Consider the following 16,140-nt stretch of genomic DNA (forward strand, 5'->3'; position numbering starts at 1 on the left):
TTACCAACCTCTATAACGATACAAAAGAAAAATGAAATATGGTGCGCCAATAACAGATGTCAGCACTCCCGCTGGTAGCTCAATTGGTGGCTGTAAACCTCTCGCTAAACCATCGGCGCAAATCACCAACAAAGCGCCAAGGGTTGCAGCGGCTGGAATCAACAACTTGTGGTTGTGGCCAAACAGCAAACGCGCAAGATGCGGCGCAAGCAGGCCAACAAAGCTGATCGTGCCTGCCACAGACACGCTGATGCTCGCCAATAGCACGGCAGCAATCAACGCAAGAATTTGGATCTGTCTTGGTTTCGTGCCAAGTGTAGTAGCGCTTTCTTCTCCCAGTCCCATCACATCTAGCCGCCAAGCCAGCCAAAACGCCAATGGTAGTAGCAGCAATAAAGCACTCCAAATAAACGGCACTTGTTGCCAGTTTCGTCCCCACAAACTGCCGGTTAGCCATACCATCGCCGTGTTGATTTCGATAGGGTGCACAATCAGAAGAAAATCGATACCGCTGGCTAAAAATGCGCTGACAGCAACACCAATCAGCGCCAAGCGCGCAGGTGTTGGCTTCGACCAATAAGCCAGCACAGCAATAAAGCCAGCAGCAAGCAAGCCTCCCGCCATGGCGACCATCGGCAACATTGCCACTGACGCATTTGGATACAACACCAAGCAAGCGGTAGCCGCCAGCCCTGCCCCTGCGCTTATCCCCATTAAATCTGGGGAGGCAAGGGGATTACGGATGACGCCTTGCACTAAAACGCCTGATAGCCCTAATCCAGCGCCCACGCCAATAGCGAGCAACATTCTCGGCAATCGATATTGGTGAATCACAAAGTCCGAATCAGAGAAAGAAAACAGTAATGCAAAAACCTGTTGAGCCGACATGTTCGCCGCGCCAACAAACAGCGTGAGAGAAGACGCAATCAGCAACAATCCAACTAATGCAAACAGTTTGGTTTGATTCATCATGATGATTTCCTCATTGCAATCGCGATAAAGCAAGGTGTGCCCAACAGCGCGGTAATCACGCCCACTGGCGTTTCAGCCGGAAAGGCAATCGCGCGTGATAAAGCATCTGACCACGTCACCAATGCCGCGCCACACAAGGCGGAAACCGGAATGAGAATGTGATAGTTGTGACCAACAATCGGGCGTACCAAGTGCGGCACTAACAACCCGACAAAGCCAATTGGCCCAGCAATCGCTACGCTAGTTCCTGCCAACAGCACAACCGCTAAACCACTGATAAATCGCGTAAGACGAATGTTACCACCTAGCCCAACAGCAACTTCGTCCCCCAACGCGAGTAAATTTAAGTTTCGCGCTAAGCCCATGGCGAGCACCAAACCTAAAGTCGCAAAAGGCCACAGTTGCTGCCACTGCTGAGAATCTACCGCAGAGAGTGAACCCGTTAACCAATGCAACACGCTGTAAGCCATGTCATCCGCCAAAATTACCGACGCACGAGTTAACCCTATCAGCAGTGCACTGATGGCAATGCCCGCTAGCACTAAACGCAATGGGTGAGAACGCGCGGAGAAAAAACCGCCCAACAACATGACCGCACCACCACTTAGTAGCGCGCCGAGTACTGCGTTGATGATTGGGTTCAATTGACTAAAGAATGGTACGCCGATGGACGCCAAGGCCATAAAACACGCCGCACCGGCATTAATGCCGAGAATGGATGGCGACGCCAAAGGGTTACGAGTTAACCCTTGCATCAGCACTCCGGATACCGCAAGCGAAGCGCCAATTAATAACCCAGCATAGGCACGAGGCGCACGCAGCGTCGCGAGGATTTGATGCAGCATATTGCCCTCATCAAACGCAAACCAATAGCTTGTCAGATCATTAACGCTCAAAGAAAAGTTGGACCAGCCAATCATTGAGGCTGCATAGCCTGAGAGCGTACACAAGGCCATAGCACAGACAAACAAGCTCGCTTTCCAATGCGATTTGCTAACCGAAGACGCGCTTTCCGAGCTTATCGCCGCACTCATGAGCGCTCCAATAACGCTTCAAGATTGCGGGCAATTTCTTCCGCAGCCAACATGCCGCGATTTAATGACCACAGTTCCGGAGAGACTTCTACCAGTTGCTGCTTTTTCGCCGCAGTTAACAGCTTAAATAATGGATTTTTGCGCCATTCATCCACGATATTTGGTTGATAGTAAAGTCCAACTAGTAACCAATCAGGGTTGGTTTTTAGTAAAAGTTCGAAGCTGGTTGGGATATACGCATTGCGCTCAGATGGAGCCAGCGGGCTTTGGATGCCTAGAGTGCTCAAAACGCCGCCAGCGTAAGAAACCCGGCTATGCAGCCACATCCCTTTGTCGGAAACCACACCAAACTGAATGGTTTCTTGTGTCGAAAAATGCTGTTTGAACTCTGCCATGGTCTGTTTGTGCTGCTCAATGCGTTGCGTCATTTGCTCTTGCTTGCCAATCGCAACCCCGATTTTCTGTGCAGATTCGAGGTTTTCTTGATATGTCTCTCCACGGCTTTTTAACAGCAAGGTTGGCGCAATTCGCTGCAAATCCTGATAAATAGCACGATGGCGTTCGGCATCGGCAATGATCAAATCAGGCTTGAGCACCGCAATCGCCTCTAAACTCGGTTGTGAGCGCATGCCGACCGATTGCCAAGGTTCGATCTTGTCACGAACAGCAGGGATGACTCGTGTGGCATCGTTGTCATCGGCAACGCCTACCGGTGAGACATCGACGGCCGCCAGAGCGTCCACAAACGAAAACTCCAAAACCACAATACGTTGAGGTATCGCTTCTAGCTCAAAAGTGCCTTGCTCATCTTGCACGCTACGCACCTGAGAAAATGCGCTAAATGACATCAAAGCTGAGCTCAGTAGCATCAGCAAAACGGTTGAAAAGTGTTTGATCGTAAATTGTTTTTTATTTTTCATCTTGCTTTTTTCCAGTGCTAAGAGTTTTCCAGTACCTAAGATCGGCAAAGTCGCCAAGGTAAATTGGCGACTTTTCTTTTCAAACTCGGTGAACGAAACGCTTAAAACTGATAGTTCAGATCCAGTGTGTAAGAGCGTCCCGGAGCTGGGTATCGACCAACTGGGCTGGTATCAATCCCACGGAAGTAATACTCCTCGTCAAACAAGTTGTTTACTGCAACATTCATGCGTAACTTGCCTTTGTCGTCTTTGTATAAATCCGTACCTAAGTTGAAGTTCCACACCATGTAAGACGGCACTTTGCCCGTTGCACCTGTTGCGTCTTCGGCACTGGTGTTGGCGTTATCGGTATACGAATCACTGAAGTAGAAGCCCGATAGCGTGGTGTCCATGCCGTAAAACGCGTAGGTCGCATCCCAACCAAGCTGATGCTTAGAGGTGTAAGGCAGTTGATTACCTTTATTCGCGCCTTCTTCTTCAAGCGTAGCGTCTAGATAGTTGTAGCTTGCGCCTAAACTCAGTGCAGGTAGTGCTTCAGGCACGTAACGAGCAGAAAGCTCTATGCCTTGGTGAAGTGTTTTTCCGATGTTATCGAAGGTCTGCGTTGAGCTTTGCCATTGCAATTGATCTTCAAAGTCGATGCGATAAAGTGCAGCGTTAAAGCTGGTCGCATCTTGGGTGTAACGCGCGCCGACTTCGTAGTTCCAAGCCAGTTCGCTACCTTCTTCACCCAAGCCTCGGATATAGGCAATTTGTGGCGCACGAAGTGATTTTTGCGCGTTCGCATACGTTATCCATTGATCAGTCACGTTATATGCCACCGTCAAACCCGGCAACCATTCGGTCACCGTGTTGTCTGCCGTTTGCTTTTTACCACGATCGGTAAACGTCATTCGAACCGACTCAACACGCAACCCAGGCGTTACCTTCAATGTATCATTGAACAAACCAATTTCGTTGCTAACGTATCCAGCAAACGCGTCCGTATCTAAATGCCAATCACGCGGAACGCTGGTTGCACCACCGGCGATTGGAGTCTGAGTGAGTTTGTAGTCAATGTCTTCGTTAACATAACGGGTACCCACGATCCAGTTTTGAGTAACGGATTTACCTTCGCCAAAGTACATCGCCATTTTTGGCTCTATGCCGTACACGGTAAATTCACGTGGAGAGGTACGAACGTCCGTCGCTGGCAAAGCCGGATCTGCCCAATGGCCACCCGCGCTGTTAAAGCCCCACTTGAAAAGACGCTCTGACTTATGACCAAACGTTAGCACTTCTAGCTCGGCACTGTCGGCAAATGGCAAATCGTGAATGTACTTAACACTCCAGCGCGTCGACTTACCTTCATAATCATCGTAAGGACGTTTCGATTGGTGACGATCTTGCTCGTAATCTTGTGGCGAAAGTGCGCCCGGCATTTGCGTTTCAGCATCGTAACGTTGCAGGAATGCTTGAATCTCTTGAGTATCACTCAATAGCCACTGTGCTTTAGCTTGAAAGTTCTTCACGTCCGTATCGGAATGTTCACGGAAGCTTTCGCCTTTTAGGAAGTTACCCTCCAACTGCAGCGCGAATGTGTCGCTTAACCAACCGCCCGTGCGTAGGTAAAAATCATTCAGCGGCGCATCACCGCCATCAAACACGGTAAGGCGGTTACTGATTTCAGTTTGCCAAGTGTGTGGAATCGGTTTGGTCACTAGGTTGATCACACCACCGACGTTGTTTGGACCGTACTGCACTGCGGCACCGCCGCGTACAATGTCAATACGATCAAGCATCGACAGCGTTGCTGGGAAGATAGACTGACCAGTATGGCCGTATGGCGCGAGCGTTAGCGGCACACCATCCATCAAGAACTGCGCATGACCACTGCGGCTTGCTTTCAAACCACGTACGGAAATGTTAGGCAATACGCCCGTTCCGCTTTCATCCTGAACTTTAATACCCGGAACACGCTGTAGCGCATTATCGATCGAACCCGCTGCGGTTTTCTCAATTTGATCACGGGTAATGACGGTACGAGCACCAGGGTACTCTTTGACGTCTTCAATGTCAGAGTTGCCAATCACGCTGCCAGTGACAACGACGGTTTCCATCACGGTGGTTTCGTTTTTTGCGGCAGGAGCGGCAACTGCGCTCATGGAGGTGGCAGAAGCGATAGCAATCGCGAGCACACTGTAAGTGGTAGACAAACCAGCACGTACACGCACTTTACCATCCAAATTCTGGTAAGACATTAAGGTCTCCTTTGCGAGAAATTGAGCCTCGGGCAGAACATTTCCCGTAGGCTCTCGGGGCTAAAACATCCTCAATAAGAGGTAAAAATCGGCTAACGTGCGCCAACTACGCACAACAAGCCTAGAACTGGTATCCGTAGCTGAGCATGAACTCGGCTGGTGCGCCGTAGCCAATCTGGTTTAGGCCAGACGTGCCGTTTGTTGCGCCAAGAATGTATTTCTCATCCAAAATGTTGTAAGCGTTCGCTTGGATCTTGTGACGACCAGTGGTGTACGCCGCCATCAAATCCACCGTGGTGTAATCGCCGAGTGCGACGGCTTCGTCGTTACCTGCGTAACGGTCGCCCACGTACTTCACACCACCTCCTAAACGCCAGTTGTCATCCAATTGGTAAGTGCTCCAAAGAGAGAACAAGTGGTCTGATACATCGTTAGGCTTTTTGCCTGTGGCTTTGTCTTCCGCATCTAAGTAGCTGTAACCAACAGAGATATCCCACTGTTTGGTGATTTGGCCGCGAGCCTCTAATTCAATGCCTTGGTGACGCACTTCAATTTTATCGATCACATCGCCGTCCACGTTGGTTTGTGGTTGCTCTTGATCAATCTGGAACAGTGCCGCATTCAACATTAATGCGTTATCCAAAAGGTACGCTTTTGCACCCACCTCTTTTAAGTCGGTGTGGAAGAATTCCGCCAATTTTGGATTGATGTAGATGCCTGCGTACGGCAACTGCCAAGAGCGCGCTAAACTGGCGTATACAGATGTGTCGGAATTGATACGGTATACCAAACCAGCACGGTAGCTGACTTTGTCATCATCCAACTTTTCCTTATCTGAGCCCGCTTTTTGTTGTTCGAGCTCCATCGAGTCGTAACGCACGTTACCGATCAAAGAAAGGTCGCCCCACGTATAGACGTCTTGCACATACAAACCTGTCGTGGTGGTGGTATTGTCACGAAATGGCTTAAAGCCCGGATCAGTCGTTGGACCAACGACTGGGTCGTAGATATTTTGCGGAGGAAGCGTTTTATCACTTGCCAACGTTAGGTCGATATCGATCTGGTTGAAATCTGCACCCACCATCAATTGATTGTCCCTGGTTTCCCAAACCAACTCAGATTGCAAAGTGGTCGTAGTACGTGGATCGTAACCAAAGTTGTAAACGGTTTGAGACACTTCATTACCCGTCACTTTGCCCTGACGCGTGCCTTTTTGCTCAAGTTCGATATGGTTGAACGCCGCTCGGTTGTTCCATACCCATTGATCATTCAGACGCCATTCGTAATCCACCGCAATACGGAGACTGTCTGACTCCTGATAGTCGTTTGTGCCGCCAAAGTAAGTGCTTACTGGCAAATCAACTGGCTTGCCATTTTTTGATGGCACACCACGATATGGCACTAGTTCTTGATGGGCGTATTCCACGTCAATATCAATGGTGTGACCATCCGCTGGTAACACACGAATGGTCGGTGCAATGAAGAAATCGTTTGAATCAACATGATCAACGTACGAGTCGGCTTGACGGTATTCCAAGTTAATACGCCCGTTGACCTTATCTGTGAACGCCATTGAGCTGTCGACCTGACCGACATACTGGTTGTTGCTACCTACACTGCCGTTTACGTGAGTAAAATTCTCACCGTTAGCGCGTTTCGTCACCAAGTTGATGATGCCCCCAGCCGAACCACGGCCATACAAAGCACCCGCAGGGCCTTTCACAATTTCAACGCGTTCAACGTTCGCTAAGCTGCGGTAAGACTGCAACGTACCGTCATCTCGCAAGCCATCACGGTACATATCGTTGAGTGAATCAAAACCACGGATCATGAACTGATCGCGGCTGCCTTCGCCCAAGGTGTTATTGACCCCGGCTACCCCATCTAGCGCATCCACTAAACGCACCGCGCCTCGGTCTTGCATTTCTGTTTTCGTTACTACGGATACCGCTTGTGGCACATCAAGCCATTCCACATCGGTTTTGGTGCCTGATTGAGGCATGTGTTCAGCATAACCTTCGTACTGATGCCCGAAGACTTGAATCGTTTCAGTTGCTGATGAGGTTGAGTTCGTCTCTTCTGAAGCCACTGCGCTTGGTGCTACTAGTGAAGAACCAATCGCGACCGCCAAGGGGGTCAGGGTCAATAATGTATTCATTCCATAATTCCGTTTAGTTGTTATAAAGCCAACGGATGGAAATAAGAACAAATATTATTTCTATTTGCAATATTAATTTTATGCTCTATATTTATTTACCCTAAAAACACAACTAACAACAAAAAAAACCAAACATAATAACAATAAATACTAAAACTTCTGCCCTCCGTCTCGCGAGAGGCACATTGGAAGACGACCGTGAGCGACTTTATCAACGTTAGAAGAAAATGTTAGAAAATTAGGAAAGCTCATGAAATCTACGATGATTATCGTAAGTCATGTCGTTAACGATGCAGTCACTCACGGCTTTGTGCCTGCAGCTAAAGCGATGGACCTTCACGTCGTTCTTATCACCGACCATAAGCTCAGCCATTTAGAGCTGGCGAGTCATGATAGTCACTTTAATCCGGATACCATTCTAGAATGTGATGTCTTCAATCCATTAGAACTCATCGAAACCATCACGGAGCATGAATTAAAGCCAGACGCTATTTTCAGCAATAGTGATCATTTACAAACTTCCACCGCCATCTGCGCACAATTTTTTGGTCTACCGGCCAAAGATTGGTCTGTCACGTTAAAGGCCAAAAACAAACACTTAACTCGACAAGTTTTGAGTGAAAAAGCCCTACCCAACACACAAAGCTGTTTGTTGCACCGCCATGCGAATGTGGCATTAGGCATGACCTTCCCTGTCGTAGCAAAACCCAAAGAAGGCGTGGCAAGTTTAGATGTGCAGCGCTGTGACTCCCAAAGCGAGCTCGATGCTTACTGCGATGCGTTTTGGCAAAAACACCCAAACGCCGCCATTCTGGTGGAGCAATTCCTTCAAGGGCCCTTGGTTACGCTAGAAACTTTAGGAGATGGTGAGCGCCTTATCGCCGTGGGCGGTTTTGATGTGTCGCTCTCAGAGCCGCCTTACTTTATCGAAACCGCCGCAGACTGGAACGGACCAAACGGCATTGCTCACCGAGAAGCTTGCTTGGCTCAACTGAAAGCGTTCGGCGTTGGTTTTGGAGTTTGCCACAGCGAATTTATCATTACGGAAAATGGCCCGGTTCTGGTGGAAATTAACTACCGCAGTATTGGAGATGGCCGCGAATTCTTGCTCAACAATCTCGCTCACTTCGGCTGGTTTAGCACGATTTTGGGTCTGCATTTAGGCCGAAGATTGGACGACGATTACCAAATTCATGGGTCAGCGCACGTGCACTACGTAGTTGCGGAGCACAGTGGTGTGATTGATGGAGATTCGACGTCATTCATCCAACACGATGACGATATCATCACCCAGCAACAGGTACTAAAAACCGCTGGAGAACACTTCCAACAGAGTTATTCCAATAAGGATTATCTCGCCCGAATTTCGATTGTCTCACCATCAGGGCGAAACCTCGACCAAGCGCTGCAGAACGCGCTTAGCAATTTCGATCTAGCTCCGACTCGTGAGGTGGCAGCATGAATGACAACGCTTTGTATCTAACGAAACGATTGATCGATACTTGCTTGCGCGAAGACATGTTTGGCATCTTATCGAACGCCAAGTTCAGTAACGCCACACCAAAAGGGGTAATTGTTCCTCAAGGCGAGCAAGTCTGGCTAACCTTTGATAATCCGGATTTCACGCTCTATTTACCTGTTGTGCCAACGTATTACATGCAGCATTGGTGTTACTGCCAAACCAATGGCGAAGCGCCGCTAGGTTGGTGGGTGGAGAAAAATGGCCAAGTCGAGCATCAGCAGCATTATCAAGAGTGGATTGCGCTACTAACGACACTGGCACATGAGAGCTCTCACGAATTGTTGGCGGGGTACCTTCAAGAACTGGAATGCGCAGAGAAACACAAAGCACTGTGTGACCAAGCGTTTCGTCACCACGCCGACCACATTTCTCAACCAATATCCGAGCTTGGTTCTTGGCATCAAAAACTGCTGCTTGCCGACCAGATCGCTTCTTACCTTGACCACCCGTACTACCCAACTGCGCGGGCGAAGTTTGGTCTGAGCGATGAAGACCTTGCTAAGTACGCGCCCGAGTTCGCACAAAGCTTTGCTCTGCATTGGATTGCGATTGAAAAATCACTGGTGACATTAACCAGCGGACAACCTGATTGCTGGCCAACAATGGAGCAAGTTGGGCTTCCTGCTGATTTTGCACTGAGCCACGTACTGTTCCCTGCGCATCCGCTCACCCTTCGCTCTTTAGAAGCCTTACCCGAAGGCATGATAGAAGCGCCGTTTACGTACCTAAACGTGACGCCGACGCTTTCCGTTCGTACTGTGGTCGTCAACGACGCGCCGCATATTCACATCAAAGTTCCGCTGATCATGCGATCGCTAGGCACGAAAAACATTCGCTTAATCAAGCCTTCAACACTGTATGACGGCCACTGGTTTGAACGCCTACTCAGCCACCTTGAACAAACGGACGCCGACTTAAACAGTCGCTTGTTCCATTGCAACGAAAAACACGGTGGACACGTCGGCGAGGATAAAACCTTCGCGTACATCGTACGTGAGTACCCACTTATTCATTGCGAAGACAAAGCGCTAGTTCCGGTTGCCGCACTGGCAAGCACAATGCCTGACGACCGCTTGTTCTTAGAACACTTGGCGGAGCAGTACTATCAACAGGATACGCTGGCGTGGTTCCAAGATTACGTCGACCTATTATGCCAAGTACACCTTACCTTGTGGCTGCGTTATGGCATCGCATTGGAGTCCAACCAGCAAAACGCCATCGTTGCATTTGATCAACAGGGCAAAATGACGCTCGCGATGAAAGACAACGACGCAGCGCGAATTTGGCCAGAGCGCTTCCACTTTGCAACAGAGCATGCCGCCCAAAAACAGGGCGCAGGAACAATTCCAGTGGATTGCGATGAACTGCTCGACCAACGCATCAAAGTCGACAATGAATTGGCGCTCGGTCAGATGTTTACCACCATCACATTACAACTGGATATCGCAGCGATTGTAGAAGCCATGGCTACAAAGGGCATTGCCTCTTCAGCATCGCTTTACGCCATCGTGGCCAAAAGCATTGCTGAGCAACTCAACCGATTGGAAGGCGAAGGGTTAGAAACAAAACTGGCACGCGAGTTACTGCAAGAGGCGCCTGATTTGTACGCCAAGTACTTGTTGAGCTCTGGCAGTTTGCTCTCGAAAGAAGCCTCCGGCGCGAGTGACATCAATAAGTTCTATGGTTTGTCGGCCCCGAACTTCTTGCTGCTTTCTAGCGAAGAAGCGCAACGCGCCTACTTAGAAGCCATCAAAAAAGCGTACGTTAAACGATTATGACCAAACTCATCTACAGTGTGTTGTTGTGCCACTTTATCGCTGCGTTTGCCGCGTTAGGTATGCCGCTATTTCTACCCGTCGTGTTGCCAACGTTAGGTGCAAGCATTGATGCGGACTGGGCAGGGGTATTGTTTATCCTACCCACGTTTTGTACTGCGTTGGCGGCACGATTTTGGGGCAACTTTGCTGATCGCTACGGTCGCCGCCGCTCACTCTTGCGTGCACAACTTGGCCTTGCAGCAGGGTTTGCACTGTGCGGCTTGGCAGACAACCTCGCCATGTTTGTGTTTGGTCTTATTGTTCAAGGAACCTTTGGCGGCACCATGGCCGCCTCAAACAGCTACTTATCTAGTCAAATTAAAGAAGCCAAAACACTCGGCAAGTCACTCAATAAAACCCAACTATCTGCTCGCTTGGCGCTGATCGTTGCGCCCATTGGGCTCGGCTGGAGCTTGTCCGAAACCAACCCGCTCAACGCGTACCTGTGGTTATGCGTTTTGCCTTTAATTGCGATGGGCATCACGCTAACACTGCCAGCGGATAAACCCGCCGAACAAAACCTCGAAAAGCCAAACTCAGAATCTCAGCAAGAACAACCTGTTGCAAAGAAAAACGCAATGCATGCCATTCGTTGGATCTTCTTTGCTCAGTTCGGGTTTGCGTTTTCTATGGTGGTGACCTTTCCTTATTTCTCGCCGTTTGTGCAGCAATATGGCATCACTAACCACGCATGGATCGGTTTTTTGTACGCACTGCCGCATGGCGTCTATCTGTTGCTGGCAGGCAAAATCCACGTGTTGTCAGATGGGCTGAATCGCCATCAACCGCTGCGCACGTTGTGGCTCGGGTTTGCATTGCTTGCCGTGAGCTCTGCTTTGCATTTGATTGCGTCCGAAACCGCACTCATTGCTGCGAGAATTATCTTCGGCATCGCGATGGTGTGTTGCTATCACGGATTGCATCAGCATCTTGCGAGCAATCTGGATCGCAAACTCAGTGGCAAAGTATTTTCTCGCTTTGATGCCATGTCCAAATGGGGTGGCGTGGCGGCGGGATTTTGCGCTTCTTTCATTTCTAGCTTGGGGCTACTTGAGGTTCCTTTCCTACTTTCTGCGATAGTCAGCGTAATCACCTTGATCGCGCTGGTTCTCCACTCAAAATTTGGAAATCAACATGTTACAAACTCAATCCTCTCAGACTAGCGAGTTGCGCGCGCATGATGTGCAGCTCAATCGTGAGAAAGCCCAACTCAACACGATAATGGGTGTTCTTAATTGTTACTTACGGGAATTTGCGTTACCGAATCAACAAGTGGAATGGCACTACCAATCGACATCGCTACCCCAAACGTTAAAACGCAACTATTCCGCCAAGCAGCGGGTAGCCGTTCATCTTTCTCAACAAAATGGCGTGCTGGTTTTGCCGATTCACTACGCGAGCAAACTGGGCAAAATCAAATTGGCAGAACTGCCTTGGGCGAAAATGCCGGGCTCTGGTTGGGCGAAATTGGATGCCACGCAAACTCTTACGCTTTTGCTTAACTATCTAAAGCAGGTGTTGGCGATCCCATTTAACCATGATCTGATCGAACAACTGGAAAATAGCGTGCTGGTTACCGAGCTGTTTCTCAACGTCGCGCCCAAATCGCATCACAACGAATTTATCGCTTCGGAACAATCTCTGATTTGGGGGCACACTTTCCATCCGACCCCGAAAAGTCGTTCGGGCGTCACCATGGATGATCTCTTGGCGTTTTCTCCAGAAGTCGGCACGCAAGTCCCGCTGTACTGGTTTGAAGTGGATACATCGTTACTTGATGTGCTGAGTTCCGACGGAGAAGCTAACCCTGCGCAGCGCATGCTACAACAGCTCGCGCCACAACACACCACCAGCAATGGGAAGACCCTCTACCCTTGCCATCCTTGGGAAAGCTACACCATTTTGAGCAACCCAAGCGTGAAGCGTGCCATTGAGCAAGGCAAGATCACGCCACTGGGTTTAGGTGGTGAAAAGATGCAGCCGACCTCTTCAGTTCGTACCCTCTACCACCCAGACATGGACTGGTTTGCGAAATTCTCCATCAACGTACGATTAACCAATTGCGTGCGCAAAAACGCGTGGTACGAACTCGACAGCGCCGTGCAGCTCACGTCGATTCTCAAACCGATTCGAGAAAACGAACAGCTGCACAACCCTGTATTTAAAGTGATGACAGAGCCTTACGCCACCACGTTGAATCTAGAAAGTGTCGCTGAGCACAACTGGGACAACAACACCAAAGCGCGCGAATCGTTTGGGATTTTGTATCGCGAAAATTTCTCACTGAGCGAAGTCGACATCTTAAAACCAACCCTCGCTGGCGCTCTGTTTGCTTACGACAAAAACGGCAACAGTTGCATTGCTCAACGCCTTAAAAACAAAGCGCGTACTACGCAAAATCGCTATTCCGACATCGCGACACTGTGGTTTGAACGCTATTTGCATGGCCTAATTCCGGGCGTGTTTAATTACTACTTCAAACACGGGGTGGCGTTTGAGCCGCATTTGCAAAACACCTTGATTGGCTTTGAGCAAGAGATGCCGTGTTGTGTTTGGATTCGTGATTTGGAAGGCACTAAATTACTGCCAGAGTTCTGGCCAGCAGAAACATTAACTGATTTGTCTGAACGCGCGCGACAATCGGTTTACTACAGTCGCGAACAAGGCTGGAATCGCATCGGATACTGCACCTTTATCAACAACATCAGCGAAGCGATTTTCTTCATCGCAGAAGGTGATGAGCCACTAGAGCAAACGCTGTGGAATGCGGTGCAAAGTGCCATTGTGCGTTGGCAGTCAGTGAATGGAAAACAGCCGGAACTAGAAGCGTTGCAGAATGGCGGTCACTTCCCAAGCAAAAATAATTTCACCACGCGTTTGATGCAAAAAGCCGATAAGGAGTCGGGCTATACCCAAGTCGCTGCGCCTTGGCAGCAACACGAAAAAGGAGCGCAACATGTCTAATTCACTCTCCCTACCGACACGCGTTAGCCAACAAGTTCACACGCTCGCACAGCAGCAAAATCAACCCTTGTGCGCGTACTTGTATGACCTAAAAGCCTTAGAAGAACACATCAAACAACTGCGTCACGTTTTGCCGAAAAATGTCGAGCTATTTTACGCAGCCAAAGCCAATCCATCTGGCCCAATTCTCAAAACGATCGCGCCGTATGTCGATGGTTTTGAAGCGGCATCTGGCGGGGAGTTGGCACACCTCCACCAGCAACAACTCGATAAGCCATTGATCTTCGGCGGCCCAGGAAAAATGCCAAATGAATTGCAACAAGCGATTGAACTTGATGTCGATGCGATTCACGTCGAAAGCCTCACTGAGCTACAACGCATTGGAGCACTAACCGAGCGCCTCAACCGCCCGACTTCGATCTTTTTGCGTATGAACATTGATATCGGCGACATCACGCTCAGCAAGTTGGCGATGGGCGGCAAGCCGACTCCTTTTGGTTTGGACGAGTCCGAACTGAGTAATGCTTTGATGTTGCTGCGCGATTTCCCGCAAGTGTCACTCAAAGGCTTCCATTTTCACTTGATGTCGCATCAGCTCGATGTTGAACGTCACTTAGCGTTGATGCAGCGCTATTTCCAAGTCGTGAAAGCGTGGCAACAAGAGTTTGAACTCGGTGAGCTGATGATCAACTTGGGCGGCGGCATGGGTATTAACTACCAAAAGCCTGAGCAACACTTTCCGTGGATGGAGTTTTGCGACAAGTTGGAATTCCTGATCGCCAAAGAGCAAGTGCAAGATTGGACACTGCGTTTTGAATGCGGACGGTTCATCACGGCGGCATGTGGTTATTACGTGATGGAAGTGCTGGATATTAAGCAAAATCTTGGCGAAAACTTTGTCATCGCGCGAGGAGGAACCCACCATTTCCGCACGCCAGCAGCACAGAGCCATGATCATCCATTTGTCATCCTGAAAAGCGAGCAACACCATGAGATTTCTCATCCAATTCAGCATGCACAAGCGACCTTTGTCGGCCAACTTTGTACGCCCAAAGATGTGCTGGCACGCAATCAACACGTCGCCCACGCCGATATTGGTGATTATGTTGTGTTTACCTTAGCAGGCGCCTATGCGTGGAACATCTCCCATCAAAACTTCTTGATGCATGAACCGCCGATCTTCCACTATTTCTAAACGGCATACTTCGCTTCACTCAAGCCCCAATCATTGGGGCTTTTTTATTCCACTCGGCACAAATTCATTGCCATCAACTGCTTTGCGAAATAGCAATAATGCGTTTTATCAGCTCGTCGGGTTCCATCTTGGGATTGCGGTAAAAACGGAAGATTTCCGAGTTTATCGCTTGCTGAGCAACCGGATTGACCGCCATCGAATCAATCATACTCGGCACAGCGAGGTTGTGTTTAACGCCGTAGTGAAAGTCTTGATATGACTGGACCTGACACGGATTAAAATCGCTGATGTCGATATCGGTGCGTACCGGAATCGAGCCTTTTACCTTATTGAACTTGGCTTGAAACTCGACGTCTGCCAGCGCGCTTGCGGTTTGCTGAGCCGCCTCGGCAGAAAACGACTTGCTCGACATAAACACCAAACTGTCCATGTTGTAGAGGAATACACCATCGCTGTCAGGCGTTGGGTAACAGCCGATCTCTTGCGGAACCGAGACTTGATTGGCGAGCAGCTCACCTAAAATCCAATCTCCGCCGATTTGAAACAGCGCTTGACCGTCGGCTAACGCTTGGGTCGCCGTATCCCACTTACTGTCAGGTAATTGGTTGTCGATCAACAAACTCAGGCGGCGAAATTGCGTCAGCGCTTGACGCAGTGTATCGCTGTCGATGCTGTCGCGTTCTAGTTTAACCATCGCATTGGTGTAGAACTCAACGCCGCCAGTGGAGATCACTAAGTTCTCGAAAAGTTGGGCGACTTGCCACGGCTGCTCACCGACCGCGATCGGTACAATGCCATTTTGCTTAGCAAGCTCCATGGCGGTGAACATCTCTTGCCAATTTTTCGGCGCGGACAGATTCAGTTGTTTAAGCAGCTTGTGGTTGACCCACAACCAGTTCAAACGGTGCAGCGTAAGTGGCAGGGCGATATAGCCGTTTTGTGTTTTATTGATTTCGATAGACAGCGGGTAGAGCACCTCGTCCCAGCGCTGCTCATCCGCTACCGCGTTGACGTTGTGCAAAATACCGATGGCATCCCACGCTTTAATACTTGGCCCTTCGATTTGCGCGAAGCTCGGTGGATTGCCCGCCAGCGCGCGAGCTTGCAGTACCGTCATCGCGCTGTCACCACCACCGCCTAACACCGGGCTTTGCAGCAGCTCAATATCGTGCCGTTTTAGCTGAGCTTTAAGTGTTTGCAGCGCTTGCTGCTCGCCGTCAGAAGTCCACCGATGTAAAAACTCTACCCCTTGTGGCGACTCAGCGTGAGCGACGCAAGGGGCGAGCAACAGTGGGAACAAGAATGCCAGTTTGTTCAT

At 49.6% G+C, this 16,140-nt stretch carries 11 protein-coding genes; 5 read left to right on the top strand and 6 right to left on the bottom strand.

What is annotated here, in order from left to right:
- The 5 genes from D8S93_RS13090 to D8S93_RS13110 form a co-directional block, all read right to left on the bottom strand.
- Positions 1-972 (bottom strand): FecCD family ABC transporter permease, encoded by a 972-nt coding sequence (locus D8S93_RS13090; RefSeq protein WP_152813589.1) that lies wholly within the window; start codon positions 970-972, stop codon positions 1-3.
- Positions 969-1,928: a FecCD family ABC transporter permease gene (locus D8S93_RS13095; protein WP_413743276.1), complete on the bottom strand. Its 960-nt coding sequence runs from the start codon at positions 1,926-1,928 to the stop codon at positions 969-971. Before D8S93_RS13095 ends, D8S93_RS13090 begins: the two co-directional genes overlap by 4 nt.
- 74 nt (positions 1,929-2,002) lie before the next feature.
- Positions 2,003-2,926 carry a Fe(3+) dicitrate ABC transporter substrate-binding protein FecB gene (locus tag D8S93_RS13100; RefSeq protein WP_152813593.1) on the bottom strand — a complete coding sequence of 308 codons (924 nt, stop codon included), beginning with the start codon at positions 2,924-2,926 and terminating at the stop codon, positions 2,003-2,005.
- A gap of 101 nt (positions 2,927-3,027) precedes the next feature.
- Positions 3,028-5,166 (bottom strand): TonB-dependent siderophore vibrioferrin receptor PvuA, encoded by a 2,139-nt coding sequence (pvuA, locus tag D8S93_RS13105; RefSeq protein ID WP_152813595.1) that lies wholly within the window; start codon positions 5,164-5,166, stop codon positions 3,028-3,030.
- Positions 5,167-5,287: 121 nt separating this feature from the next.
- Entirely contained in the window at positions 5,288-7,324 is a 2,037-nt protein-coding gene (locus D8S93_RS13110) for a TonB-dependent receptor (RefSeq protein WP_152813597.1), read from the bottom strand.
- A 250-nt stretch (positions 7,325-7,574) separates the two neighbouring features.
- Between D8S93_RS13110 and D8S93_RS13115 the strand changes: the two genes are divergently transcribed.
- Genes D8S93_RS13115 through D8S93_RS13135 form a run of 5 tightly spaced genes read left to right on the top strand, consistent with a single transcriptional unit; the run spans position 7,575 to position 14,822 of the window.
- Positions 7,575-8,786, top strand: coding sequence for an ATP-grasp domain-containing protein (locus tag D8S93_RS13115; RefSeq protein WP_152813599.1), 1,212 nt, complete (start codon positions 7,575-7,577; stop codon positions 8,784-8,786).
- On the top strand, positions 8,783-10,624 hold the full coding sequence (locus D8S93_RS13120) for an IucA/IucC family protein (protein WP_152813601.1): 1,842 nt from the start codon (positions 8,783-8,785) through the stop codon (positions 10,622-10,624). The genes D8S93_RS13115 and D8S93_RS13120 overlap by 4 nt, the downstream gene beginning before the upstream one ends.
- Positions 10,621-11,826: an MFS transporter gene (locus D8S93_RS13125; protein WP_023584465.1), complete on the top strand. Its 1,206-nt coding sequence runs from the start codon at positions 10,621-10,623 to the stop codon at positions 11,824-11,826. The genes D8S93_RS13120 and D8S93_RS13125 overlap by 4 nt, the downstream gene beginning before the upstream one ends.
- A complete protein-coding gene (locus D8S93_RS13130) occupies positions 11,798-13,627 on the top strand; it encodes an IucA/IucC family protein (protein ID WP_152813603.1) in 1,830 nt (609 codons plus the stop codon). The genes D8S93_RS13125 and D8S93_RS13130 overlap by 29 nt, the downstream gene beginning before the upstream one ends.
- On the top strand, positions 13,620-14,822 hold the full coding sequence (locus D8S93_RS13135) for a type III PLP-dependent enzyme (protein ID WP_152813605.1): 1,203 nt from the start codon (positions 13,620-13,622) through the stop codon (positions 14,820-14,822). Before D8S93_RS13130 ends, D8S93_RS13135 begins: the two co-directional genes overlap by 8 nt.
- A gap of 73 nt (positions 14,823-14,895) precedes the next feature.
- On the opposite strand, the gene D8S93_RS13140 is transcribed toward D8S93_RS13135, so the two are convergent.
- Positions 14,896-16,140, bottom strand: a complete 1,245-nt coding sequence (locus tag D8S93_RS13140; protein ID WP_152813607.1) for an ABC transporter substrate-binding protein — start codon at positions 16,138-16,140, stop codon at positions 14,896-14,898.

It is taken from the genome of Vibrio sp. VGrn 2 (genome assembly GCF_009361695.1).
Lineage (GTDB): Bacteria > Pseudomonadota > Gammaproteobacteria > Enterobacterales > Vibrionaceae > Vibrio > Vibrio diabolicus.

Excerpts from the sequence above, each read along its gene's own strand:
- D8S93_RS13110 (WP_152813597.1), bottom strand. The coding sequence starts at position 7,324 with ATGAATACATTATTGACCCTGACCCCCTTGGCGGTCGCGATTGGTTCT.
- D8S93_RS13130 (WP_152813603.1), top strand. The coding sequence starts at position 11,798 with ATGTTACAAACTCAATCCTCTCAGACTAGCGAGTTGCGCGCGCATGAT.
- D8S93_RS13115 (WP_152813599.1), top strand. The coding sequence starts at position 7,575 with ATGAAATCTACGATGATTATCGTAAGTCATGTCGTTAACGATGCAGTC.
- D8S93_RS13135 (WP_152813605.1), top strand. The coding sequence starts at position 13,620 with ATGTCTAATTCACTCTCCCTACCGACACGCGTTAGCCAACAAGTTCAC.
- D8S93_RS13140 (WP_152813607.1), bottom strand. The coding sequence starts at position 16,140 with ATGAACAAACTGGCATTCTTGTTCCCACTGTTGCTCGCCCCTTGCGTC.
- D8S93_RS13095 (WP_413743276.1), bottom strand. The coding sequence starts at position 1,928 with ATGGCCTTGTGTACGCTCTCAGGCTATGCAGCCTCAATGATTGGCTGG.
- D8S93_RS13100 (WP_152813593.1), bottom strand. The coding sequence starts at position 2,926 with ATGAAAAATAAAAAACAATTTACGATCAAACACTTTTCAACCGTTTTG.
- D8S93_RS13090 (WP_152813589.1), bottom strand. The coding sequence starts at position 972 with ATGATGAATCAAACCAAACTGTTTGCATTAGTTGGATTGTTGCTGATT.
- pvuA (WP_152813595.1), bottom strand. The coding sequence starts at position 5,166 with ATGTCTTACCAGAATTTGGATGGTAAAGTGCGTGTACGTGCTGGTTTG.
- D8S93_RS13120 (WP_152813601.1), top strand. The coding sequence starts at position 8,783 with ATGAATGACAACGCTTTGTATCTAACGAAACGATTGATCGATACTTGC.
- D8S93_RS13125 (WP_023584465.1), top strand. The coding sequence starts at position 10,621 with ATGACCAAACTCATCTACAGTGTGTTGTTGTGCCACTTTATCGCTGCG.